Genomic DNA, 21,591 nt, shown 5'->3' on the forward strand with positions numbered 1-21,591 from the left:
CGATGCGCCGTCTCCACGCCGATGGTCCCGAGATCTCCTCGGTCGCCTGGGGCATGTGGCGTTTCCGGGGAACCGACGTCGGCGCGGCCCAGGCCCTGATCGAGGCGGCGCTGGACGCCGGCGTCACCCTGTTCGACACGGCCGACATCTACGGTCCCGACAACGGCGAGGCGTTCGGCGCGTCCGAGGCGCTGCTGGGGCAGGTGCTGGCCGCAGCGCCAAGCCTGGCCCAGCGCATGGTGATCGCCACCAAGGGCGGCATCATCCCGGGCGTGCCCTACGATTCCAGCTCGGCCTATCTGGAAAGCGCCATCGACGCTTCGCTGAAGCGCCTGGGCGTGGATCACGTGGCGCTGTGGCAGGTCCACCGTCCCGACATGCTGACCCACCCGACCGCCGTGGCCAGGACGCTGGAGGCCGCCCACAAGGCCGGCAAGATCGGCGCGATCGGCGTCTCCAACTACACCGTCGCCCAGGTCGAGGCCCTGGCCGCGCACCTGTCGCTGCCGATCGTCTCGTGCCAGCCGGAGTTCTCGCCGCTGGCCTATGGGCCGCTGTTCGACGGCGTGCTGGACCAGGCCATGGGTCGCGACATGGCCGTGCTGGCCTGGTCGCCGCTGGGCGGCGGCCGGATCGCGTCGCCGCAGGACGAGCGGGGCAGGGCGGTGGCCGCCATCCTCGACGAGGTCGCGCAGACGGCGGGTGTCTCGCGCGCCGCGGCGGCTTACAGCTGGATCATGGCGCATCCTGCCAAACCGATCCCGATCGTGGGCTCGCAAACCGTGGCCCGCATCGCTGAAATACCGGACGCCTACAAGCCGCGCTGGACCCGCGCGGACTGGTACCGCGTCCTCGTCGCCTCCATGGGAGCTAACTTGCCATGACCCAACGTCCGCCTTGCGAGATCAGCTGGTTTTCCGCGCTCTGCGATGACGATTACGAGTTCCTGGGCGTTCCCGATCCCAAGCTGAAGTCCAGCTGGGAGCACTGCCGCGACATCGTCCTGCAGGCCGAGAGCGGCGGTTTCGACAACATCCTGTTGCCTTCTGGTTACGAGCTGGGCGTCGACACCACCGCCTTCGCCGCCGGCGTCGCGCCGCTGCTGAAGCGCATGCGTCTGCTGATGGCCGTGCGGATCGGCGAGATGTGGCCGCCGCAGCTGGCCCGCCAGATCGCCACCATCGACCGGATGCTGGGCGGCCGCCTGACCGTCAACATCATCTCGTCGGACATGCCGGGCGAGAAGCTGGCCTCGGCCCCGCGCTACGCCCGCACCGTCGAGGCGATGAGCATCCTCAAGACCATGCTGAACGGCGAGAGCCTGGACCACCAGGGCGAGTTCTGGAACCTGAAGCTGGACCCGCCGCGCATCACCACCGTCTCGGGCAAGGCGCCGCTGCTCTATTTCGGCGGCCTGTCGGAGGACGCCCGCGAGGCCGCCGCCAAGGGCTGCGACGTCTTCCTGATGTGGCCGGACCGCAAGGAGGTGATCGCCGAGATCATCGCCGACATGACCGCCCGCGCCGCCAAGTACGGCCGCACGCTGCGCTACGGCTATCGCGCCCACGTCGTGGTCCGCGACAGCGAGGCCGAGGCCCGCACCGCCGCCGACCGCCTGCTGAGCAAGCTGGACGCCGAGCAGGGCGCGGCCATCCGCGCCAAGTCGCTGGACTCGGCCTCGGCCGGCGTGGCGGCCCAGGCGGCCCTGCGCGAGAGCGCCAAGGATGACGGCTATGCCGAGGCCAACCTGTGGACCGGCGTCGGCCGGGCCCGCTCGGGCTGCGGCGCGGCGATCGTTGGCGATCCGGACCAGGTTCTGGCCAAGCTGAACGACTACCGCGACATGGGCATCGAGGCCTTCATCCTGTCGGGCTATCCGCACGCGGCCGAGGCGGACCTGTTCGCCCGTCACGTGCTGCCGCACATCGACCACGGGCCCCTGGTCTAGGGCGAGGGGAGAGCATGCCGTCCTCCTCTCAAGCTAGTGGTCGGCCGTTCGTCGTCGGTCTGGGCGGCGTGGCCGGAACCAGCTCGTCCACCGAGCGGGCCCTGGCCATCGCGCTGAAGGCCATCGAGGCGCGCGGCGTCGAGACCCGGATGTTCGGCGGCGCGTTCTTGGGCGAGCTGCCGATGTACCTGCCCAAGGCCGCCTCGCGCACGCCGCAGGAGCTGGACTTCGTCGAGGCCGTGCGCCGGGCCGATGGCCTGGTCATCGCCTCGCCAGGCTACCACGGCAGCATTTCCGGCGCGATCAAGAACGCCCTGGACCTGCTGGAGGAAACGGCCCGCGACGGGCGCGTCTATCTCAGCGGCATTCCGGTCGGCCTGGTCGTCACGGCCTATGGCTGGCAGGCGACGGGCAGCACCATCGCCACCCTGCGCTCCATCGTCCACGCCCTGCGCGGTTGGCCCACGCCGATGGCGGCGGCGATCAACAGCCAGGTCTCGCGCTTTGGCGAGGACGGCGCGTGCGACGACCCCTCGGCGGTCACCCAGCTCACCATGGTCGGCGACCAGGTCGCCGACTTCCTGCGCCTGAAGCTGTCTGCATGAGGGACCAGTTTTTCTAGGAAGACCAACGCCTCCGTGAGGGGCAAACAACACCCACCAAAAAGGTGGGAATTAAAGAGGGAGGGTAACCAATGAACACGCGTAACCATCGCGTCGCGATGATGAGCGGCGCCGCCATGGCGCTGACGCTCGGCCTGCTGCCGGCGACCTCGGCCTGGGCGCAATCCACGTCGGACGCACCGGTCATCGAGGAGGTGATCGTCACCGCCCAGAAGCGGTCCGAGAACGTCCAGAAGGTTCCGATCGCCATCAGCGTCGTCAGCGGCCAGGCCATGGAGCGGGCCAACGTCAATTCGCCCGAGCAGCTGATCCAGATGGCGCCGGCCCTGACCTTCCGGAAGGGCAACACCAACAAGGACTCCGCCCTGACCGTCCGCGGCGTCGGCACCGTCTCGTTCGCCTCGGGCGTCGAGCCTTCGGTGTCGATGGTGGTGGATGGCGTGGTCTACGCCCGCAGCGGCCAGGCCACGGCCGACTTCCTGGACCTGGAGCGGGTCGAGATCCTGCGCGGTCCGCAAGGCACGCTGTTCGGCAAGAACGCCTCGGCCGGGGTCATCAGCCTGATCACTCGCGCGCCCAGCCAGGAGAAGTCCGGCTACCTCGACGCGGCCTACTATCAGGGCAACGAATACCGCCTGCGCGGCGCGATCTCGGGCCCGCTGTCGGACACCCTGGCCGGCTCACTGGCCGGGTTCTTCAGCCACTATGACGGCAACGGCAAGAACGTCTTCAACGGCGAAGACGTCAACGGCTACGAGCACAACGGCCTGCGCGGCCGCCTGCGCTGGAAGCCCACCGACGACCTGACCGTCGACCTGATCGCCGACTATTCGCACAATGTCGACAGCGGCTATGCCGACAGCATCGGCACGGTGTTCTCCAGCCCGTTCAACGACAACGTCTTCCTGCCGTCGCTGAAGCCGCTGACGCCGAACGACCGCAACAAGGATATCGACAACGACCAGTCGCCGTTCACCAAGGACATCAACAGCGGCTTCTCGGCCCAGGTGAACTGGTCGGTCGGCGAGTACACCCTGACCTCGATCATCGCCTATCGGAACTGGAAGAACGCCCAGGGCCGCGACGGCGACTTCCGCTCCGACGCGCCCAGCTATGTGGCCACCGGGGCGCTCGCCGCCGACATCCGCACCCAGGATTATGGCCGCCTGAACTTCGACGAATTCACCCAGGAACTGCGCGTCGCGTCGCCGCTGGGCCACTTCTTCGAATATGTGGCGGGCCTCTATTACTACCACACCTGGGAGAGCAACTACTTCATCCGCACGGTCACCTCGTGCACCGCCTCGACGCTGGCTCCGGTGACCCTGGGCAGCCTGGGGACGGCCACACCCTGTTCGCCGAGCGCCTCGACCTACACCGCCAATTCCGGCATAGGCGAGTTCCAGACCACGCTCGAGAACTACGCCGCCTTCGGCCAGGGCACGCTGAACTTCAGCGATCGCTTCCGCGGCATCTTCGGCGCGCGCTGGACGCATGACAGCATCGACTTCGTCCATCGCCGCCTGCGCACCTCGGGCGCGGCCGCGCTGAGCGGCGTCAACCCGACCTTCTCGGGCACGGGCGGCACCGACGCCAGCGGCTGGTCGGGCAAGGTCGGCGCGCAGTACGACGTCTCGCCGGTGATCATGGCCTATGGCAGCTACACCCGGGGCTACAAGGGCCCGGCGATGAACGTGTTCTTCAACATGCAGGCCACGGACAACTTCGGCATCGCGCCCGAAACCTCGAATGCCTACGAGGTCGGCCTGAAGTCGCGTCTGCTGGACGGCCGTCTGGTGCTGAACCTTTCGGCCTTCAACACGAAATACAACAACTTCCAGGCCACCAACCTGGACCTGATCGGCACCACGGTGGTCTCGCGACTGACCAACGCCGGCACGATCAAGACCCAGGGCGTCGAGGCCGACTTCGTGTTCGAGCCGGTGAAGAACCTGCGGTTCACGGGCGGCTACGCCTATATCGACGCCAAGATCGACCAGTTCAAATGCCCGGCGACGGGGGCCTGTCCGGCTCTGGCGATCAATGGCAAGCCGCTGCCGCTGTCGTCGAAGCACAAGCTGTCGGTCAACACGAGCTGGCTGGTGCCGCTGGAAGGCCAGAAGTTCGACTTGGATTTCAATGTCGGCGCGCAATACCAGAGCAAGATGGGCTTCGACATCAACCAGAACCCGTACGCCATCCAAAAGGGCTACGGCACGGTCGACGCCAGCGTCGCGTTCGTCAGCAAGGACGAGAAGGTTCGTCTGGCCCTGATCGCCAAGAACCTCACCGACCAGCACTTCGTGATCAACCGCATCCCGAACGGCACGTCGTTCATGCGCCAGATCACGCCGCGTGACGCCGAGCGCTATTTCGGCGCCAGCCTCCGGTACAACTTCAACTGACGTTCCCTCCTGCGGGCCCGGCTTCCCTCACTCCGGCCGGGTCCGCCCTTTCTTTTTCGACGGTCGAGCTGCGATGCTCGCTCGGGGCGGAGGCCAAGGTGCTCGAGTACATTTCCCTGACCGAGGGCTTCGCCCTGCGCGCGGGCGGCCGCGAGATCCTGCGCCACACGCAAGCCGAGCCGTGCCTGTTCGTCGGCCTCGGCGAGGCCGACGTGAAGATGGCCCGCGGCAACTTCGCCATCTCCGACTATGTCAGCGAGCGGGTGGGTCTGCGGGCCGCCAAAGCCGAGGTGCTGGACGACCGAGTCCGCATCGGCTTCGCGACCGAGGCCGGTTCGGCCGAACGCCTAGTCCTGGAGGTCTTCCCGAACGGCCATGTGATCCTGGTCGCCGGCGCGATCCCCATCAACCGCCTGTGGCTGCGCCTGGTCGGCGAGGCCGGCGAGAACGTCTGGGGCGCGGGCGAGCAGCTGTCCTATTTCGACCTGCGCGGCCGCCGTTTCCCGCTGTGGACCTCCGAGCCGGGCGTCGGCCGCGACAAGTCCACCCAGATCACCTGGATGGCCGATCAGGTCGGGGCCGGCGGTGACTATTTCCACACCAACTATCCGCAGCCGACCTTCATCTCCTCGCGCCGCTACGCCGTACACGTCGAGACCACGGCCTATGCGGTGTTCGACTTCCGCCACGACGCCTTCCACGAGATCGAAGTCTGGGAAGTGCCCGAGCGGATCGAGATTTTCACCGGGGGCAGCTTCGTCGAGCTGGTCGGCGCGCTTTCCACGCGTTTCGGCCGCCAGCCGCCGCTGCCCGACTGGGTGTTGAACGGCGCGATCATCGGCCTCAAGCAGGGCGACGAGAGCTTCCGGCGGCTGGAGGCCTATGAGAAGGCCGACGTCGCAATCTCGGGTCTGTGGTGCGAGGACTGGGTGGGCCTGCGCATCACCTCGTTTGGCAAGCGCCTGTTCTGGAACTGGAAGTGGAACGAGACGCGCTATCCGGGCCTCGACCGCAAGATCGGCGAGCTGGCCCAGCGCGACATCCGCTTCCTGGGCTATGTGAACCCGTATCTGTGCGTCGATGGCGACCTCTATCCGGTGGCGAAAGAGGCTGGCTACCTAGCCCAGCGCCTGGATGCCGACGAGCCCTACATCGTCGACTTCGGCGAGTTCGACTGCGGAGTCGTGGACTTCACCAATCAGGCGGCCGCCGCGTGGTTCTCCGAGGCCGTGATCGGTCAGCAGATGCTGGACTTCGGCCTGTCGGGCTGGATGGCGGACTTCGGCGAGTACCTGCCCACGGACGTGCGTCTGGCCAATGGCGTGGACGGCATGCTGATGCACAACGCCTGGCCGACCCTGTGGGCCAAGGTCAATGCCGACGCCGTGGCCAGCCGGGGCAAGACCGACGACACCGTGTTCTTCATGCGCGCCGGCTATACCGGCGTGCAGCGCTATTGCCCGCTGCTGTGGGCCGGCGACCAGTCGGTGGACTTCTCGCGCCACGACGGCATCGGCACGGTGATCGTCGCGGCCCTGTCCTCGGGCCTGCTGGGCAACGCCTATCACCACAGCGACATCGGCGGTTACACCAGCCTGTTCGGCAATGTCCGCACCGCCGAGCTGCTGATGCGCTGGAGCGAGATGGCCGCCTTCACCGCCGTCATGCGCTCGCACGAGGGCAACCGGCCCGACCAGAACCTGCAACTGGACCAGGACCCCGAGGTTCTGGCCCACTTCGCCCGGATGACCCGGATCTATCGCCACCTGGCGCCCTATATCCGTAGCCTTCGCGACGAGGCCGCCGGCCAGGGCCTGCCGCTGCAACGGCCGCTGTTCCTGCACCACGAGGATGACCCGGCGACCTATGCCGAGCAGACCCAATACCTGTTCGGCCGCGACCTGCTGGTCGCGCCGGTGATCGAGGAGGGCAAGAAGGCCCGCTCGGTCTACCTGCCCACCGGCGCTGACTGGGTTCACGCCTGGTCGGGTCAGGTCTTCGCCGGCGGCCAGACGGTCGACACCCCCGCGCCGCTGGGCAAGCCGCCCGTCTACTACCGAGGCGACGCGGCGGACGCGGCGCTGTTCCGCGATCTCAGGACGCTCTGATGACCTTCAAGCTCGATCGCCGTTTCCTGCTGGGCCTGCTGATCGTCGCCAGCATCCTCAACTATGCCGACCGGCAGATCATCGCGATCCTCAAGCCCATGCTGCAGGAGGATCTGCACTGGACCGACGCCGACTACGGCCACCTGGCCGCCACGTTCCAGCTGTCGGCCGCGATCGCCTTCCTGTTCACCGGCTGGTTCACCGACCGGGTGGGGCTGAAGATCGCCAACCCTCTGGCCGTAGGCTCCTGGAGCCTGGCCGCCATGGCCCACGGCCTGGCCCACACGGTGGCGCAGTTCACGGCGGCCCGGGTAGCGCTGGGCGCGACTGAGGCCCTCGGCACCCCGACCGGCATCAAGACCATCACGGCGGCCTTCGACGCCAAGTCGCGCTCCATGGCCCTGGGTCTCTTCAACGCCGCCGGCAATATCGGGGCGGTGGTCACGCCGCTGTTCGTGCCGTTCCTGGCCGGGGCGGTGGGCTGGCGCAACACCTTCGCCCTCGTCGGCGGCGCGGGCCTGCTGTGGGTCGTCGCCTGGTTCGCCAGCGGCGCGGGCCAGTCCGAGGTCTTCCAGCCGCGCCCGGCCGATCCGCTGCAAGCCGGGCCGAGCAAGGTGCGCTGGATCGACGTGCTGAGCGACCGCGCCACCTGGGCGATCATGGGCGCCAAGGCCCTGTTCGATCAGGTCTGGTGGTTCCTGCTGTTCTGGACGCCGGACCTGTTCCACCGGGTGTTCGGCTTGAGCATGAAGGACTTCGCCGTGCCCTTGGCCGTGATCTATCTGATCGCCGCAGGTGGTTCGCTGATCGCCGGGGCCATCGTCAACCGACTGTTGGCCAGCGGCTGGTCGGTCAACCGAGCACGCAAGACGGTGATGCTGGTCTGCGCGCTGCTGGTGGTCCCGGCCCCCTTGGTGCTGCATGCGCCCAATGCCTGGGTCGCCACGCTGCTGCTGGGTCTGACCCTGGCCGCGCACCAGGGCTTCTCGGTCAATGTCTTCGGCATCATCACCGATGTCGTCCCAGCCCAGCGCGTGGGCACCGTCACCAGCCTGGGCGCCCTGGCCGGCAACCTGTCGGGCATGGCGGTACTGCAGCTGGCTGGCGTGCTTTTGACCAATGGCGTCGGCTACCTGCCGCTGTTCCTGATGGCCTCTTGCGCCTATCTGCTGGCCCTGGCCTGGATCCACCTGTGGCTGCCGACGTTGCGGCTGGCCAACCTCTGACCTGAAGCGTAGTTCGCATGACCCTTGAAGCCCCCTTCGACCTGCTGATCATCGGCGGCGGCGTCAATGGCTGCGGCATCGCCCGCGACGCCGCCGGACGAGGCGCGCGGGTGGCGCTGATCGAGCAGGGCGACCTGGCCGGCGCCACGTCGTCGGCCTCGACCAAGCTGATCCACGGCGGCCTGCGCTATCTGGAGCACTACGAGTTCAAGCTGGTGCGCGAGGCGCTGGAGGAGCGCGAGCGGCTGTGGGCCATCGCGCCGCACCTGATCCAGCCGCTGCGGTTCATCCTGCCGCATCACCGGTCGTTGCGGCCGCGCTGGATGCTGCGAGTGGGCCTCTTCCTCTACGACTATATCGGCGGCCGCAAACGCCTGCCGGCCACCAAGAGCCTGGACTTCGCGACCGATCCCGCAGGCAAGGTGCTGGACCCGCAGTTCAAGCGCGGCTTCGAATATTCCGACTGCCAGGTCGATGACGCCCGCCTGGTGACCCTGAACGCGCTGGATGCCGCCGAGCGCGGCGCGCGCATCCTGACCCGCACCCGCGTGACCTCGGCCCGGCGCGAGGGGGACCTGTGGCACGTGCAGGCGGTTGACGGGGTAGGGCAGGTGCTGGAGTTCTCGGCCCGCTCGCTGGTCAACGCCGCCGGCCCGTGGGCGGATGGCGTGGCCGGCCTGACCGCGACCCACGCCGATGCGCGTCTGCGCCTGGTGCGCGGCACGCACATCGTCGTGGACCGCAAGCTCGACCCGCGCGCCTTCATTTTCCAGAACGGCGACGGCCGCATCGTCTTCGCCATTCCGTACCAGGACGACTTCACCCTGGTCGGCACCACCGACATGGACCACACCGCCGGCCCGGCCGAGGTCAAGGCCACCGACAGCGAGGTCGAGTACCTGCTTGAGGCCATCGGTGAATACCTGGCCCAGCCGCTGACCCGCGACGAGATCGTCTGGCGTTATGCCGGCGTCCGGGCCCTGCTGGACGACGGCGCCGACAGCGCCCAGGAGGCCACGCGCGACTACGTGCTGTCCCTGGACGCCGAGCAGGGCGCGGCGCCGGTCATCCACGTCTTCGGCGGCAAGATCACCACCTATCGCCACCTCTCCGAAGCGGCGATCGACAAGCTGTCCCATCACATCGACTGGGCTCGCAAGCCGCGCTGGACGGCGACAAAGCCGCTGCCGGGTGGCGACCTGGGCAAGGGCGGCCTGGCGGCCTGCATCGCCGACGTGACGGCGGCCTATCCGTTCCTCGCGCCGGAGACGGCGCGCCGTCTGGCCCGGGCCTATGGCTCGCGGGTCAAGGTCGTGCTGGGCGACGCCAAGAGCCTGGCAGACCTCGGCCGGGACTTCGGCGCTGGTCTCTACGAACGCGAGGTCCGTTATCTGATGGACGTCGAGTGGGCCCGCACGGCCGACGACGTCGTCTGGCGGCGCAGCAAGCTGGGCCTGCATATGGACGCGGCCCAGTGCGCGGCGCTGGACGCCTTCATGGGCGGGCGCTGAGATGGACAAGCACTTCCTCGTCCTGGACCAGGGCACGACCTCGTCGCGGGCCATCGTGTTCGACGCCGACCTGCGGATCGTCGCCGTGGCCCAGCGCGAGTTCCCGCAGCACTTTCCGCAAGCGGGCTGGGTCGAGCACGATCCGGAGGACCTCTGGACCAGCAGCCTGACCGTCTGCCAGGAGGCGATCGCCCAGGCCGGCCTAGCCGCCGCCGACATCGCCGCCATGGGCCTGACTAACCAGCGCGAGACGGTGGTGGTCTGGGACCGCGCCACCGGCAAGCCGATCCACAACGCCATCGTCTGGCAGGATCGCCGCACCGCCGACCTCTGCGAGCGCCTGCGCGCGGGCGGTCACGAGCCCGAGATCGCCGCCCGCACGGGCCTGCTGATCGACCCCTATTTCTCGGGCAGCAAGATCGCTTGGATCCTGGACAACGTCCCCGGCGCACGCGAGGCGGCGCGAGCGGGAAAGCTGGCCTGCGGCACGGTCGACAGCTTCCTGCTCTGGCGGCTGACCCTGGGCGCGACCCACGCCACCGACGCCACCAACGCTTCGCGGACCCAGCTCTATAACATCCACGACGGCGGCTGGGACGAGACCCTGCTGGCGCTGTTCGACGTGCCGCGCGGGATGCTGCCGGACATCCGCGACAGCTCGGGCGACTTTGGCGCGACATCGCTGGAGTGGTTCGACGGCGCGATCCCGATCAGGGGCCTGGCCGGTGATCAGCAGGCGGCCCTGATCGGCCAAGCCTGTTTATCGCCCGGCATGGCCAAGGCCACCTACGGCACCGGCTGCTTCCTGCTGCTCAACACGGGCGACACGCCGGTGGTCTCCAAGCGCCGCCTGCTGACCACCGTCGCCTATCAGTTGGATGGCCAAAGGACCTACGCTCTGGAGGGCTCGATCTTCGTGGCCGGCGCGGCGTTGCAATGGCTGCGCGACGGCTTGCGGGTGCTTCCCGATGCGGCCCAAGCCGACATGATGGCCGGCCGCGCCGCCAATGATGGTGTGCTGATGGTCCCGGCCTTCGTGGGCCTGGGCGCGCCCGATTGGCGACCCGAGGCGCGCGGCGCGATCTTCGGCCTGACCCGCGCCACGGGGCCCGACGATCTGGTCCGCGCGGCGCTGGAGAGCGTCTGCCACCAGACCCGCGACCTGCTGGACGCCATGGCCGCCGACCTGGGCGAAGGCCACGAGCTGGAGCGCCTGCGCGTCGATGGCGGCATGAGCGCTTCGGACTGGATGCTGCAAGCGCTGGCCGACCTGCTGGACGCGCCTGTCGATCGTCCCCAGACCCGCGAGGCGACGGCGCTGGGCGCGGCCTGGCTGGCGCGGCGGGCGGTGATGCCGGAAGCGGACGACGGAACTTTCTGGCGCCTGGACCGCAGCTTCGAGCCGGCCGGCGATGATGCAACGCGTCTGGCCTCGGCGTCTCGCTGGCGCAAGGCGGTCGAGGCCGTGGTGTCGATGGCGAGTTAGGAAAGACGACGTCGCCGGGTTCATCGCCCGGCGACGTCGAGGTCGCACTAGGCGAGGGTGACGTGCTTGCCGTCGCGCAACAGCGGAATGGCGTTGCGGCGCAGGTGGTTCGTGCCGGGATTGACGATCGCTTCCGGCGAATACTGGGCGAGGTAGACCCGCCGCATCTTGGTGGTGCTATTGGCGCCCGTGGCGTGCAGCACGCGGCTGCTGAACACCACGACGCTGCCGGCCGGGACCTCGACGGTGACGCCTTCCTCGGGGCCGGTCCAGCCGACCAGGTCGTTGCTGCCGTCCTGCTTGGTATGGGGCAGCACGCCTTCGCGGCTTTCCGGAATCTGGGAAAAGGGCAGCAGGCGGACCGTGCCGTTCTCGATCGTGGCGTCGTCCAGCGGGCACCAGCAGGTCAGGTAGGGCTTGTGGGCCGGCGGGCCGCCGTAGTGGTTCACGTAGCCGCTGTCCTGGTGCCAGGCAAAGGGCATGCCGCCGCTGGGGCCTTTGACGACGTATTGGTCGAAGAAGAAATAGACGTCGTCGCCCAGGGTGGCGCGGCAGATCTCCGCCATGGTCTCGCCGAACAGCATCTCGCGCAGCTTGGGCTGCTCGCGCTGGCATTCGTTGGCGAAGTAGCGCTTGCCGCGATGGGTGATGCCGATCGTGTCGACGCCCAGTTCGTCCATCCGGGCGTCCTCGCGGGCGACGAAGCTGTCGCACTGCTCGCGCAGCATATCCAGCATCGGACCGACCAGCGCCTTCTCGAAGACCGCATAGCCTTCGCGGGCGAACTGCTGCCGCTGTTGTTCGTACATCGTGACCTCCCGGCTTTTCTTGAAGGGAGGGTCGGCCCGCCAGGCCATAGGATCAAATCGAATTGATTGCCCGGCTCATTTGGAAATCCTATGGATAGCCGATGCGCATGCGCCAGGTGGAAGCGTTTCGGGCGGTGATGGCCAGCGGCGGGGTGACCGCCGCGGCGACGATGATGAACGTCAGCCAGCCCTCGGTCAGCCGGCTGATCGCCGACCTGGAGGCCTCGGTCGGCTTCCAGCTGTTCGAGCGGCGCGGTGGGCGTGTGATCCCGACGGCCCAGGCCGAGGCGCTGTACGACGCCGTCCAGCGCAGCTTCACGGGCCTGGACCTGCTGGACCAGGCCGCGCGCCGCATCCGCGCCCATCCGGTCGGCACGATCCGCGTCGCCTCGCTATCGGCCCTCGCGGTCGGGGTGCTGCCGCCGGTGATCGCCGACTTCAACGCCCGCTATCCCGACATCAAGATCACGGTGGAGTCCCTGGGTCAGCGTGGTGTGGTGGATCGCGTCTTTTTGGGCCAGGCCGACATCGGGCTGGCGGTCGAGGCCCCGGCGCGCACCGGCGTCGTCAGCACGCCGCTGGTCGAGGCCGAATATGTCTGCATCCTGCCGGCTGGCCACCGACTGGCGGAACGCGCTCATATCGATGTCGGCGACCTGGATGGCGAGGCCTTCATCGGTCCCATGCACGAGGCCGAGGCCCTGTGGTTCGGCCTGGATCATGCCCTGGAGGAGCGCAAAGTCGAACTGCACCGGCGGCTGGAGACCCAGCATTCATTCCCGGCCTACGCCTATGTCGAGGCGGGCCTGGGCGTCACCGTGGCCGAGCCATTCTCGGCCCCGCTATTCCACCGGCTAGGCGTCGTCGTTCGCCGCTTTCGCCCGACCCTGAAGGTGGCCTTCTCGCTGCTGGAGCCGGAGATCGGACCATCGCCGCCGGTCATCGCCGAGTTCCGCGCCGCCGTCGCGGCGGCGGCCCAAGCCCGTGTTGAAGCCGCCTTGGAATTGGCCGACCGTCCATAGCATTTGCGCATGGGCCGCCCCTCTATTTGCGATTGGACCTGAGGTTGGCCGCGTCGTCTCCTAACCCTCGGGAGGGCGCGATGCCGAAGCTGAAAGTCTATCAGTCGCTATGGGCCATGGACGGCCTGCGGGGCGTCGATCTCGACCACGATGTCGAGGGGGCGCTGGACCGGATCGTGGCGGCAGGCTTCGACGGCGTCGGCGTCAACCTGATGCGCACCGCCCGCGCCGAAGCGACGGCGCGGCGGATGGCGGAAGAGGGCCTGTTCTGGGAAGCCCAGGCGCTGGTCCGCGACGCCGACCAACTGGCCCGGTATCTGGACCAGGCGATCGCCCTGGGCAGCGCCAGCCACATCAACTTCCAGGTCGCCAATGTCGCCACCAGTATCGGTGAAGCGATCGACCTCATGGCTTCGCTGCTAGCGGTCTCGAAGGATTGCCCTATCCCGGTCTTCTACGAGACCCATCGCGGCCGCGTGCTCAACGACCTCTTCTGGACGGTCGACATCCTGACGGCCTTGCCGGACCTGACCCTGACCGGTGACCTCTCGCACTATGTCACGGCGCACGAGATGGATTTGCCGCCGGCCCCGCATCTGGCCGAGCGGATCGACCGAGTCCTGGCGCGCTGCGGGGCCTTCCACTTGCGGATCGCAGGGCCCAACCAAATCCAGTTGCCGGTGGAGGCCACAACCAGCGCCGGTTGGCGGACCGCGTTCGAGGGTTGGTGGGGGCAGGGGATCGGCCACTGGCGAGCCAGGGCCGGCGAGAGCGACATCCTGCCGATCCTCTGCGAGCTGGGCCCACCGCCCTATGCGATCACCGATCCGGAGGGCCGCGAGCTGACCGACCGCGGGACCGAGGCGTTGGCGCTGAAGACAAGGATCAAACATCTGTTCTCGCCCACGCTTTGACCGCAGTCTCCAACGCGGGAGGACGAGTCGAACGTGATCGATCTGGGCGAGTACGACTACATCGTCGTCGGGGCGGGCTCGGCCGGCTGCCTGCTGGCCAACCGGCTGTCGGCCGATCCGTCGATCAAGGTCCTGCTGCTGGAGGCCGGCGGCCAGGACAACTGGATCTGGTTCCACATCCCGGTCGGCTACCTCTATGCCATCGGTCATCCGCGCGCCGACTGGCTGTTCGAGACGACCGCCCAGCCCGGTCTCGACGACCGTGTCCTGGCCTATCCGCGCGGCAAGGTGATCGGCGGCTCCTCGGCGATCAACGCCATGATCTACATGCGCGGCCAGGCTCAGGACTATGACGGCTGGCGCCAGCGCGGCCTGACCGGCTGGGGCTGGTCCGACGTGCTGCCCTATTTCCTGCGTCACGAGGACCATGCCGCGCCGCAAGGCGACCATCACCGCTCAGGCGGCGAGTACCGCGTCGAGCACCCGCGCGTGCGCTGGGACGTGCTGGACGCCATCCGCCACGCAGGCGAGGAAGCCGGCGTCCCGCGCATCGACGACTTCAATGGTGGCGACAACGCGGGCTCGTCCTACTTCCAGGTCAACCAACGGGCGGGCCGGCGCTGGAGCACCGCTACGGCCTTCCTCAAGCCGGTTCTGAAGCGGCCCAACCTGCGCCTGGAAAAGGGTGTCGAGGTCGAGCGGCTGGAGTGCGACGGCAAGCGCGTGACCGGCCTGCGCGCTCGACGCGGCAGCCAGGCCTTGAGCGCCCGCGCCAAGGGCGAGGTGATCCTGGCGGCCGGGGCGGTGGGCTCGCCGGTGATCCTGCAACGCTCTGGTATCGGTGACGCTGAGGCCCTGAAGCGCGCCGGCGTCGAGCTGCGCCATCACCTGCCCGGCGTTGGGGCCAATCTCCAGGACCACCTGCAGATCCGGCCGGTCTACAAGGTCAGCGGCGTGCGGACCCTGAACACCGACTACGCCAATCTCCTCCGCCGACTTGGCATGGGCGTCGACTACGCCCTGCGGCGGTCCGGGCCCCTGACGATGGCGCCGTCGCAGCTAGGGATGTTTTGCCGCTCGGACCCGCGCCTGGCGACGCCCGACTTGGAGTTCCACTTCCAGCCGCTCAGCCTCGACAAGTGGGGCGAGGGCCTGCACCGGTTCGGCGCGGTGACCGCCAGCGTCTGCAACCTGCGTCCCACCAGCCGGGGCAGCGTCACCCTGTCGGGACCCGACCTCGCCGACCGCCCGCTGATCGATCCGCGCTACCTGACCACGGAAGCCGACCGCGAGGTCGCCGTCGCCTCCCTGCGATGGGCTCGCCGGATCATGGCTCAGCCGGCCCTGGCCGTTTACGCGCCACAGGAGTTCCGACCCGGTCCGGAGGCCGATACCGACGAGGCGCTGCTGGCCGCCGCCAAGGCCCTGGCCACGACGATCTTCCACCCCGTCGGCACGGCCGCCATGGGCCTCGCGGACGACCCGATGGCCGTGCTGGACGAGCGCCTGCGTGTGCGTGGCCTTCACGGTTTACGCGTGGTCGACGCCTCGATCATGCCGGCCATCACCTCGGGCAACACCAACGCCCCGACGGTGATGATCGCCGAGAAGGGCGCGGCGATGATCCTGGAAGATCGCCTCACATCGCCTTGAATTTGTGACGGAAAGCGTCGCTGATCCGCACCGGCTCGGCGACGCCTTTCAGCCAGGCCTGGAGGCGGCCGTCCTCGTCGGGCTTCACCTGGCGGATCGCCGCCACGCGGACGATGGCGTTGCGATGGATGCGCCAGAAGATCTCGGGATCGAGCTGCTCGGCCAAGTCCTTCAGCGGCGTGCGGATGTGGGCGCTCTCCGAGGCCGTGACCACGCGCGTGTACTTGTCCTCGGACTGGAAGCAGAGGACGTCGTCGATGGCGATCATCTTGACGACATCGCCGAGGCTGGCGGTGATCCAGCTGATCTTCCGTTTCGGCGCGAGCTGGCCGGAGAGGGCCTGCGCCAGGGCTTCCATGTCGATCTTGGGCGCGGTTTGCCGGGCCCGCAGCCGAGCCACGGTCTCGGCCAGGCGGTCGGCGCGGATGGGCTTGAGCAGATAGTCCACGGCCCCGGCCTCGAACGCCTTCACGGCGAACTCGTCATAGGCCGTGACGAAGACGACCTGCGCCGCCTCGGGCGCCTGCCGCGCCACCTCCAGGCCACTGAGGCCGGGCATACGGATGTCGAGGAAGGCGATATCCGGCGTCCGGGCGGTCCAGGCCTCCAGCGCTTCGAGGCCGTCCTCGCACTCGGCGATGACCGTCAATTCGGGCCAGAGCTCGGCGAGCATGGCCCGCAGCTCCTGGCGCTGCGGGGCCTCGTCCTCGGCGATCAGGGCGGTGATCATGGCGCGACCGGCACGTGGATGCGGGCGCTGACACCGCCTTCGGGACGCGAGGCGATTTCCAAGCCGGCGCGGTCGCCGAACAGGCTCTGGAGCTGCGCGCGGACATTGGCCAGGCCCAGGCCGGGGGTGATGCCGGGCGTCAGGCCCGCGCCGTCGTCCTCGACCGTCACGGTCAGGATGTCGCCGTCGAGCCCGGCCAGGATGGCGATCTCTCCGGGGCCGGGCTTGGGCTCGACGCCGTGGGTGACGGCGTTCTCGACCAGGGTCAGCAGGATCAGCGGCGGGAAGGGCAGGGCGCGGACGGCGGCATCGGCCTCGACCCGTACGGACAGGCGTCCGGCCATCCGCACGCGCATCAGGTCGAGATAGCCCAGGCAAAGGTCGATTTGGCGGTCCAGGGTGGCGTCCTCGACCCGGTCCTCGCGCAGGCGGGGCAGGGCGGCGCGCAGGTAGTCGGCTAGGGCGTCGATCGTCTGGGCGGCGCGCGCGGGTTCGCTGGCGATCAGCGAGCGCACCGAGGCCAGGGTGTTGAACAGGAAGTGCGGCTCGACCTGGGCCTGGAGGACAGCCAACCGGGTGTCGGCGGCGCTGCGCTCGGCGCGCAGGGTCTCTAGCTGGCGCTGGGTGGCGTACTGGGCCAGGCGTCGTCGCTCGCCCAGATAGTAGATCGTCGCCAGGCCGCCGCCGGCGAACACCCAGACGAAGACCGAGGTGTCGATGCTGGTGCGCAGGATCTGCGAGAAGACCTTGGCGAAGACGCCGACCTTCATCGAGCGGTCGGCATAGGCCTCCATCAGATGGTCGTGGTAGTGCGACGCCCAGGTGATGGCGACGAGACCGATCCAGAGGCCCAGGCCTATGGCGGCGATCACCAGCACGCGCTCCACGATCACCGGCGGGCGCAGGTGGCGGACCAGGGTCGCCAGGGCAGGGCCGGTCGTGACGGTGAGCAGCCCGGCCAGGCAGGCGCGCCACGCCAGCGGCGGCCAGTCGCTCCACACGCCCATGCTGGAGGCGTGGTAGGCGGCGAAGGCAGATCCCGCGAACAGCGCCAGCGGCCAGAACAGGATCCCCCGCCGCAACAGCCACGGCCAGGTGAAGGTCCGGAAGCTCTGATACAGCGTCCAGCCGCCCAGGTCGGAGAGCACGCCGCGCGGCAATCGGGTGCGGAGATCGTCGTCGAGGCTCGCCATGCCGCCAAGCTAGCAAAGCCCGCGCCCGTGCGCACGGCGGCCCGTCCCGTCCTGGGCCGTTTCGTCGGACGAGGGACGGTTTCGTCGCGCTGACGGTCGAGCTGTCCGTGCAGCCCCTATCCATGGCTCCAACCGGAGAAGGGGAAAGATCATGCGACAGCGGGTTCTGGCGACGGCCTTGGCGGCCGTGCTGATGGCGGGCGGGGCGCAAGCAGCGCCGCGCGAGACAGTGACCGTCTCGGCCGATTGGTTGAAGGGCCACCTGAAGGACCCCGACCTCGTGCTGCTGCATGTCGGCGACGCCGATGAGTACAAGGCCGGCCACATCCCCGGCGCGCGCTTCGTCCGCCAGTCGGACCTTGCCGTGGACGCCGATGGGCGCAGCCTGCAGATGCCGTCGGCCGAGGTGCTGCGCGCACGGCTGCAGGCGCTGGGCGTTACTGATCGCTCGAAGGTCGTGGTCTATTTCGGCGGCGACTGGGTCTCGCCGGCGACACGGGTGCTGTTCACCCTGCAGAGCGCCGGCTTGGGTGCGCGCACCGATCTGCTGGACGGCGGCACGAGGGCGTGGCGGCGCGAGGGCGGGGCGGTGACGACCGAGGCGGTCCCGGCGGTCAGGCCGAGCGCGCTGGGGCCGATCCAGCTTCGACCGACAGTGGTCGACGCCGACTATGTTCGCGCCAATGCCGGCAAGCCCGGCTACGCCCTGATCGATGCGCGAGCCCAGGTCTTCTACGACGGGCTGATGCCGTCGGGCGCGCATGGGCACATCAAGCGTGGCCACATCCCCGGCGCGCGCAGCCTGCCGTTCACCAGCATCACCAACGACGACCTGGCCGTGAAGCGGCCGGACGACCTGCTGGCCCTGTTCCAGAAGGCCGGCGTCAAGCCGGGCGACAAGGCCATCGTCTATTGCCACATCGGCCAGCAGGGCACGGCGGTGATGCTGGCGGCCCGCGCCGCCGGGGTCGAGGCGGTGCTCTATGACGGCTCTTTCGAGGACTGGTCGCTGCGCGACCTGCCGGTCGAGAAATGACGCCGCGTCCATACGCTGATCCGTATCTGGCGGGCGTTGGCCTTGGCGCTGTGCTGCTGGCCTGCTTCGCGCTGAGCGGGCAGGGCCTGGGTGCGTCGGGCGCCTTCGCCAGTGTCGCCAGCCACGTGGCCGGAGTGGTCAGCAAGAACAGCTGGGTCGAAGGTTATCTCCACGGCGGTTCATGGATGCTCGTCGAGGTCAGCGGGTTGATCGTTGGCGCTGGGCTGTCGGCCTGGCTGGCTGGACGGCTGGCGGTGAGCAAGGCGCCGAGCCGACGGCTGGCCGCCTCGCTGGGTGGCGGCGTCCTGATGGGCGTCGGCGCGGCCCTGGCGCGAGGCTGCACCAGCGGCCTGGCGCTCAGCGGCGGCGCGCTGCTGAGCGTCGGGGCCTGGGTGTTCATGCTCGCCCTGTTCGCCGCCGGCTTCCTGGCCGCGCCGCTGCTGCGGAGGCTGTGGGCATGAGCGATCTCCTCGTCGCGGCCGCCATCGGCGTCGCATTCGGCTGGACCCTGGAGCGCGCTGGCCTGGGCGATCCGCCCAAGCTGGCCGGGCAGTTCTACCTGCGCGACTTCACGGTGCTGAAGGTGATGATGAGCGCTCTTGTCACCGCCATGCTGGGAGCCTTCTGGCTCGATCGATTGGGCTTGATCGAGTTGGGCAAGGTCTACGCGCCCGAGACCTTCGTGCTGCCGCAGCTGGTCGGCGGGCTAGTCTTTGGCATCGGCTTTGTGCTGAGCGGCCTGTGTCCCGGCACGTCCTGCGTGGCCCTGGCCAGCGGGCGCGGCGAGGGGGCGGCGACAGTGCTAGGCTTACTGGTCGGCATGCTGGCGGTGGGGCTGGCCTTTCCGAGCCTGGAGGCCTTCTACGGCGCGACGCCGATGGGCGCGATGACCCTGCCGAAACTCACGGGCTTGTCCTACGGCGTGGTGGTGGCGGCGATAACCGTGGCCTGCGTCGGCCTGCTGGCCACGATCGGACGTTGGGAGGCGCGGCGATGAGCGCGACCCGTCGCCTAGGGCTTGGCGCGCTGGCCCTCGGTCTGTTGGCGCCGTTCGCCGGCAGCCCGCAGCGCACCTCCGGTGCTCTGGACCTCGACGCCATCACGCGCGCTATCGACGACGGTTCCGACCATATCAGCGCGCGTCAGCTGGCGACCTGGATCCGCGCCCGCAAACCAGGCCTGCGCGTCGTCGACGTCCGCGACGCCAAGGCCTTCGCCGACGACGCCATCCCGACGGCCGAGAACCTGCCGATCGACCGACTGGTGCGCACGGCCTTCAAGCCGGGTGAGACGGTGGTGCTCTATTCGCAGGAGGGCGCCCATGCCGGCCAGGCCTGGGTGCTGCTGAAGGCCCAGGGTGTCGCCGACGTGGTCTTCGTCCCTGGCGGCCTCGCCGATTGGCGGGAGGAGGTCATGACGCCGATGCTACCGGCCGACATGCCCGCCGCCGAGCGCGACGCCGCCGCCGATCTCAGCCGTTATTTCGGCGGCTTCCCGCAGGTCGGCGTGGCCAACGGCGAACCCGCCGCGCTCAAGACCTATCGGAGGCGCGGATGCTAGCCCGACACGCCGCGACCGCGCCGGCGTTCGACTTCGAGGCCTTTCGCTCCGAGGAGTTCGGGCGGCTGGACGCGGCCGGGATCGCCTATCTCGACTACACCGCCGCCGCGCTCTACGGCGCTTCCCAGGCGCGGGCCCACGCGGCGCGGCTGGCGACGGGCGTGTTCGGAAATCCGCACTCCGAGCACCTGGCTTCGCGTAACAGCGCCGAGGTCATGGACGCCGCCCGCGCCGCGACCCTGGCGTTCTTCGACGCCGACCCGGCGGTCTACGAGGTCTGCTTCACCGCCAACGCCACGGCGGCGATCAAACTAGTGGCCGAAAGCTATCCGTTCGCGCGTGATTGCGGATTGGTGCTGAGCGCCGACAGTCACAACTCGATCAATGGGATACGGGAGTATGCTCGCCGTGCCTTTGCGCCGGTCGAGGTACTGCCGCTGGACGCCGAGCTGCGGCTTGATCACGGGGAAGAGCGCTTGCGCGCAACGCACGGGCCAGGCCTGCTGGCCTTCCCGCAGCAGTCGAACTTCTCCGGCGTCCGGCACGATTTGGGGCTGGTCGAGATCGCTCACGGCCTTGGGTACGACGTGCTGATCGACGCCGCCTCGGCCGGGGCTTGCGGGGGACTGAGCCTGCGCCGCCATCCGGCCGCGTTCGTGGCCTGCTCGTTCTACAAGCTGTTCGGCCTGCCGACCGGCGTCGGCGCGCTGATCGCGCGGAAGTCGGCGCTGGCGCGGCTGCAGCGGCCATGGTTCGCGGGTGGGACCGTGGACTTCGTGTCGGTCGAGCATGGTCGCCACGGGCTGCGGTTGGGCCATGAAGGCTTCGAGGACGGCACGCCGAACTATCTGGACCTGGCGGCGCTGGAGGCCGGGTTCGCGTTCCTGGACCAGATCCCGCGCGCGGCGCTCCAGGCGCATGTCGGTAAGCTGACCCAGCGGTTCCTCGACGAGGCCAGCGCGCTTCGCCACCCGAACAGCGCGCCCAAGGTGCGGCTCTACGGTCCTCGGACCATGGAAGGACGCGGCGGAACGGTGGCCTTCAACCTGCTGCGCGCCGATGGGCAGGTCGTCGCTTATGAAGAGGTCGAGCGCGGGGCGCGGGATCATGGCCTCGCGATCCGCGGCGGCTGCTTCTGCAATCCGGGCGCGGCGGAGAAGGCCTTCGGTTTCGAGGCGCTACCGCTGGCCGCGTCCCTCGATGCGCTGGAAGGGCGGTTCAGCATCCCGGCCCTGCGGGATCGGCTGGGCGGCGCGGCCGTCGGCGCTCTGCGGCTGTCGGTCGGCGCGCCGACGATCGATGCGGACCTGGACCGCGCGCTGTCGTTCATCGAGGGCTTTCGGTGAACGACAGCGCGCCGGCCTCAA

The 21,591-nt window shown here is 68.9% G+C and carries 19 protein-coding genes; 16 read left to right on the plus strand and 3 right to left on the minus strand.

The window, feature by feature from the left end; all coding sequences use genetic code 11:
- The first annotated feature begins 2 nt into the window (after nt 1-2).
- From AC07YH_RS05665 to glpK, 8 genes are all read left to right on the plus strand, one after another.
- A complete protein-coding gene (locus AC07YH_RS05665; protein WP_494746036.1) occupies nt 3-884 on the plus strand; it encodes an aldo/keto reductase in 882 nt (293 codons plus the stop codon).
- The gene (locus tag AC07YH_RS05670) at nt 881-1,948 is read left to right on the plus strand and encodes an LLM class flavin-dependent oxidoreductase (RefSeq protein ID WP_494746037.1); all 1,068 of its coding nucleotides are present in this window, start codon (nt 881-883) and stop codon (nt 1,946-1,948) included. The genes AC07YH_RS05665 and AC07YH_RS05670 overlap by 4 nt, the downstream gene beginning before the upstream one ends.
- A 14-nt stretch (nt 1,949-1,962) precedes the next feature.
- Nucleotides 1,963-2,553 carry an NADPH-dependent FMN reductase gene (locus AC07YH_RS05675; RefSeq protein ID WP_494746038.1) on the plus strand — a complete coding sequence of 197 codons (591 nt, stop codon included), beginning with the start codon at nt 1,963-1,965 and terminating at the stop codon, nt 2,551-2,553.
- 89 nt (nt 2,554-2,642) lie between these two features.
- The gene (locus AC07YH_RS05680) at nt 2,643-4,976 is read left to right on the plus strand and encodes a TonB-dependent receptor (protein WP_494746039.1); all 2,334 of its coding nucleotides are present in this window, start codon (nt 2,643-2,645) and stop codon (nt 4,974-4,976) included.
- A 98-nt stretch (nt 4,977-5,074) separates the two neighbouring features.
- Entirely contained in the window at nt 5,075-7,084 is a 2,010-nt protein-coding gene (locus AC07YH_RS05685) for an alpha-glucosidase (protein WP_494746040.1), read from the plus strand.
- Nucleotides 7,084-8,310: an MFS transporter gene (locus tag AC07YH_RS05690; RefSeq protein ID WP_494746041.1), complete on the plus strand. Its 1,227-nt coding sequence runs from the start codon at nt 7,084-7,086 to the stop codon at nt 8,308-8,310. Before AC07YH_RS05685 ends, AC07YH_RS05690 begins: the two co-directional genes overlap by 1 nt.
- Nucleotides 8,311-8,327: 17 nt before the next feature.
- Nucleotides 8,328-9,821: a glycerol-3-phosphate dehydrogenase gene (gene glpD, locus AC07YH_RS05695; RefSeq protein WP_494746042.1), complete on the plus strand. Its 1,494-nt coding sequence runs from the start codon at nt 8,328-8,330 to the stop codon at nt 9,819-9,821.
- Nucleotide 9,822: 1 nt separating this feature from the next.
- Entirely contained in the window at nt 9,823-11,307 is a 1,485-nt protein-coding gene (gene glpK / locus AC07YH_RS05700) for a glycerol kinase GlpK (protein ID WP_494746043.1), read from the plus strand.
- A 47-nt stretch (nt 11,308-11,354) separates the two neighbouring features.
- Here the strand turns inward: glpK and AC07YH_RS05705 are convergent, their stop codons facing one another.
- A complete protein-coding gene (locus AC07YH_RS05705; RefSeq protein ID WP_494746044.1) occupies nt 11,355-12,116 on the minus strand; it encodes a phytanoyl-CoA dioxygenase family protein in 762 nt (253 codons plus the stop codon).
- A gap of 101 nt (nt 12,117-12,217) precedes the next feature.
- Between AC07YH_RS05705 and AC07YH_RS05710 the strand changes: the two genes are divergently transcribed.
- The 3 genes from AC07YH_RS05710 (at nt 12,218) to AC07YH_RS05720 (ending at nt 15,705) form a co-directional block, all read left to right on the plus strand.
- Entirely contained in the window at nt 12,218-13,138 is a 921-nt protein-coding gene (locus AC07YH_RS05710) for a LysR substrate-binding domain-containing protein (protein WP_494746045.1), read from the plus strand.
- A gap of 80 nt (nt 13,139-13,218) precedes the next feature.
- Nucleotides 13,219-14,052, plus strand: a complete 834-nt coding sequence (locus tag AC07YH_RS05715; RefSeq protein WP_494746046.1) for a sugar phosphate isomerase/epimerase family protein — start codon at nt 13,219-13,221, stop codon at nt 14,050-14,052.
- Nucleotides 14,053-14,085: 33 nt separating this feature from the next.
- The gene (locus AC07YH_RS05720) at nt 14,086-15,705 is read left to right on the plus strand and encodes a GMC family oxidoreductase (RefSeq protein WP_494746047.1); all 1,620 of its coding nucleotides are present in this window, start codon (nt 14,086-14,088) and stop codon (nt 15,703-15,705) included.
- Here the strand turns inward: AC07YH_RS05720 and AC07YH_RS05725 are convergent.
- Together AC07YH_RS05725 and AC07YH_RS05730 are read right to left on the minus strand one after the other, a co-directional pair.
- Entirely contained in the window at nt 15,692-16,435 is a 744-nt protein-coding gene (locus AC07YH_RS05725; RefSeq protein ID WP_494746048.1) for a LytR/AlgR family response regulator transcription factor, read from the minus strand. The genes AC07YH_RS05720 and AC07YH_RS05725 overlap by 14 nt on opposite strands.
- Entirely contained in the window at nt 16,432-17,628 is a 1,197-nt protein-coding gene (locus tag AC07YH_RS05730) for a sensor histidine kinase (protein ID WP_494746049.1), read from the minus strand. The genes AC07YH_RS05725 and AC07YH_RS05730 overlap by 4 nt, the downstream gene beginning before the upstream one ends.
- Nucleotides 17,629-17,779: 151 nt before the next feature.
- Here AC07YH_RS05730 and AC07YH_RS05735 point away from each other — a divergent pair, with 151 nt between their 5' ends.
- From AC07YH_RS05735 to AC07YH_RS05755, 5 genes are read left to right on the plus strand one after another with little or no spacing between them, the layout of a single operon-like run.
- The gene (locus tag AC07YH_RS05735) at nt 17,780-18,664 is read left to right on the plus strand and encodes a sulfurtransferase (RefSeq protein ID WP_494746050.1); all 885 of its coding nucleotides are present in this window, start codon (nt 17,780-17,782) and stop codon (nt 18,662-18,664) included.
- On the plus strand, nt 18,661-19,125 hold the full coding sequence (locus tag AC07YH_RS05740; RefSeq protein ID WP_494746051.1) for a YeeE/YedE thiosulfate transporter family protein: 465 nt from the start codon (nt 18,661-18,663) through the stop codon (nt 19,123-19,125). Before AC07YH_RS05735 ends, AC07YH_RS05740 begins: the two co-directional genes overlap by 4 nt.
- Nucleotides 19,122-19,661: a DUF6691 family protein gene (locus AC07YH_RS05745; RefSeq protein WP_494746052.1), complete on the plus strand. Its 540-nt coding sequence runs from the start codon at nt 19,122-19,124 to the stop codon at nt 19,659-19,661. Before AC07YH_RS05740 ends, AC07YH_RS05745 begins: the two co-directional genes overlap by 4 nt.
- Nucleotides 19,658-20,224, plus strand: a complete 567-nt coding sequence (locus tag AC07YH_RS05750) for a rhodanese-like domain-containing protein (protein ID WP_494746053.1) — start codon at nt 19,658-19,660, stop codon at nt 20,222-20,224. The genes AC07YH_RS05745 and AC07YH_RS05750 overlap by 4 nt, the downstream gene beginning before the upstream one ends.
- Nucleotides 20,218-21,570, plus strand: coding sequence for an aminotransferase class V-fold PLP-dependent enzyme (locus AC07YH_RS05755; RefSeq protein ID WP_494746054.1), 1,353 nt, complete (start codon nt 20,218-20,220; stop codon nt 21,568-21,570). The genes AC07YH_RS05750 and AC07YH_RS05755 overlap by 7 nt, the downstream gene beginning before the upstream one ends.
- The last annotated feature ends 21 nt before the right edge of the window (nt 21,571-21,591 follow it).

The organism is Caulobacter sp. GW456-12-1-14-TSB4 (assembly GCF_059424195.1).

What these genes read in the sequence shown, in the direction of transcription:
- AC07YH_RS05745 (WP_494746052.1), top strand. Translation starts at nt 19,122, where the DNA reads ATGAGCGATCTCCTCGTCGCGGCCGCCATCGGCGTCGCATTCGGCTGG.
- AC07YH_RS05670 (WP_494746037.1), top strand. Translation starts at nt 881, where the DNA reads ATGACCCAACGTCCGCCTTGCGAGATCAGCTGGTTTTCCGCGCTCTGC.
- AC07YH_RS05735 (WP_494746050.1), top strand. Translation starts at nt 17,780, where the DNA reads ATGCGACAGCGGGTTCTGGCGACGGCCTTGGCGGCCGTGCTGATGGCG.
- AC07YH_RS05750 (WP_494746053.1), top strand. Translation starts at nt 19,658, where the DNA reads ATGAGCGCGACCCGTCGCCTAGGGCTTGGCGCGCTGGCCCTCGGTCTG.
- AC07YH_RS05710 (WP_494746045.1), top strand. Translation starts at nt 12,218, where the DNA reads ATGCGCATGCGCCAGGTGGAAGCGTTTCGGGCGGTGATGGCCAGCGGC.
- AC07YH_RS05715 (WP_494746046.1), top strand. Translation starts at nt 13,219, where the DNA reads ATGCCGAAGCTGAAAGTCTATCAGTCGCTATGGGCCATGGACGGCCTG.
- AC07YH_RS05755 (WP_494746054.1), top strand. Translation starts at nt 20,218, where the DNA reads ATGCTAGCCCGACACGCCGCGACCGCGCCGGCGTTCGACTTCGAGGCC.
- AC07YH_RS05725 (WP_494746048.1), bottom strand. Translation starts at nt 16,435, where the DNA reads ATGATCACCGCCCTGATCGCCGAGGACGAGGCCCCGCAGCGCCAGGAG.
- AC07YH_RS05680 (WP_494746039.1), top strand. Translation starts at nt 2,643, where the DNA reads ATGAACACGCGTAACCATCGCGTCGCGATGATGAGCGGCGCCGCCATG.
- glpD (WP_494746042.1), top strand. Translation starts at nt 8,328, where the DNA reads ATGACCCTTGAAGCCCCCTTCGACCTGCTGATCATCGGCGGCGGCGTC.
- AC07YH_RS05730 (WP_494746049.1), bottom strand. Translation starts at nt 17,628, where the DNA reads ATGGCGAGCCTCGACGACGATCTCCGCACCCGATTGCCGCGCGGCGTG.
- AC07YH_RS05690 (WP_494746041.1), top strand. Translation starts at nt 7,084, where the DNA reads ATGACCTTCAAGCTCGATCGCCGTTTCCTGCTGGGCCTGCTGATCGTC.
- AC07YH_RS05665 (WP_494746036.1), top strand. Translation starts at nt 3, where the DNA reads ATGCGCCGTCTCCACGCCGATGGTCCCGAGATCTCCTCGGTCGCCTGG.
- AC07YH_RS05740 (WP_494746051.1), top strand. Translation starts at nt 18,661, where the DNA reads ATGACGCCGCGTCCATACGCTGATCCGTATCTGGCGGGCGTTGGCCTT.
- glpK (WP_494746043.1), top strand. Translation starts at nt 9,823, where the DNA reads ATGGACAAGCACTTCCTCGTCCTGGACCAGGGCACGACCTCGTCGCGG.
- AC07YH_RS05705 (WP_494746044.1), bottom strand. Translation starts at nt 12,116, where the DNA reads ATGTACGAACAACAGCGGCAGCAGTTCGCCCGCGAAGGCTATGCGGTC.
- AC07YH_RS05675 (WP_494746038.1), top strand. Translation starts at nt 1,963, where the DNA reads ATGCCGTCCTCCTCTCAAGCTAGTGGTCGGCCGTTCGTCGTCGGTCTG.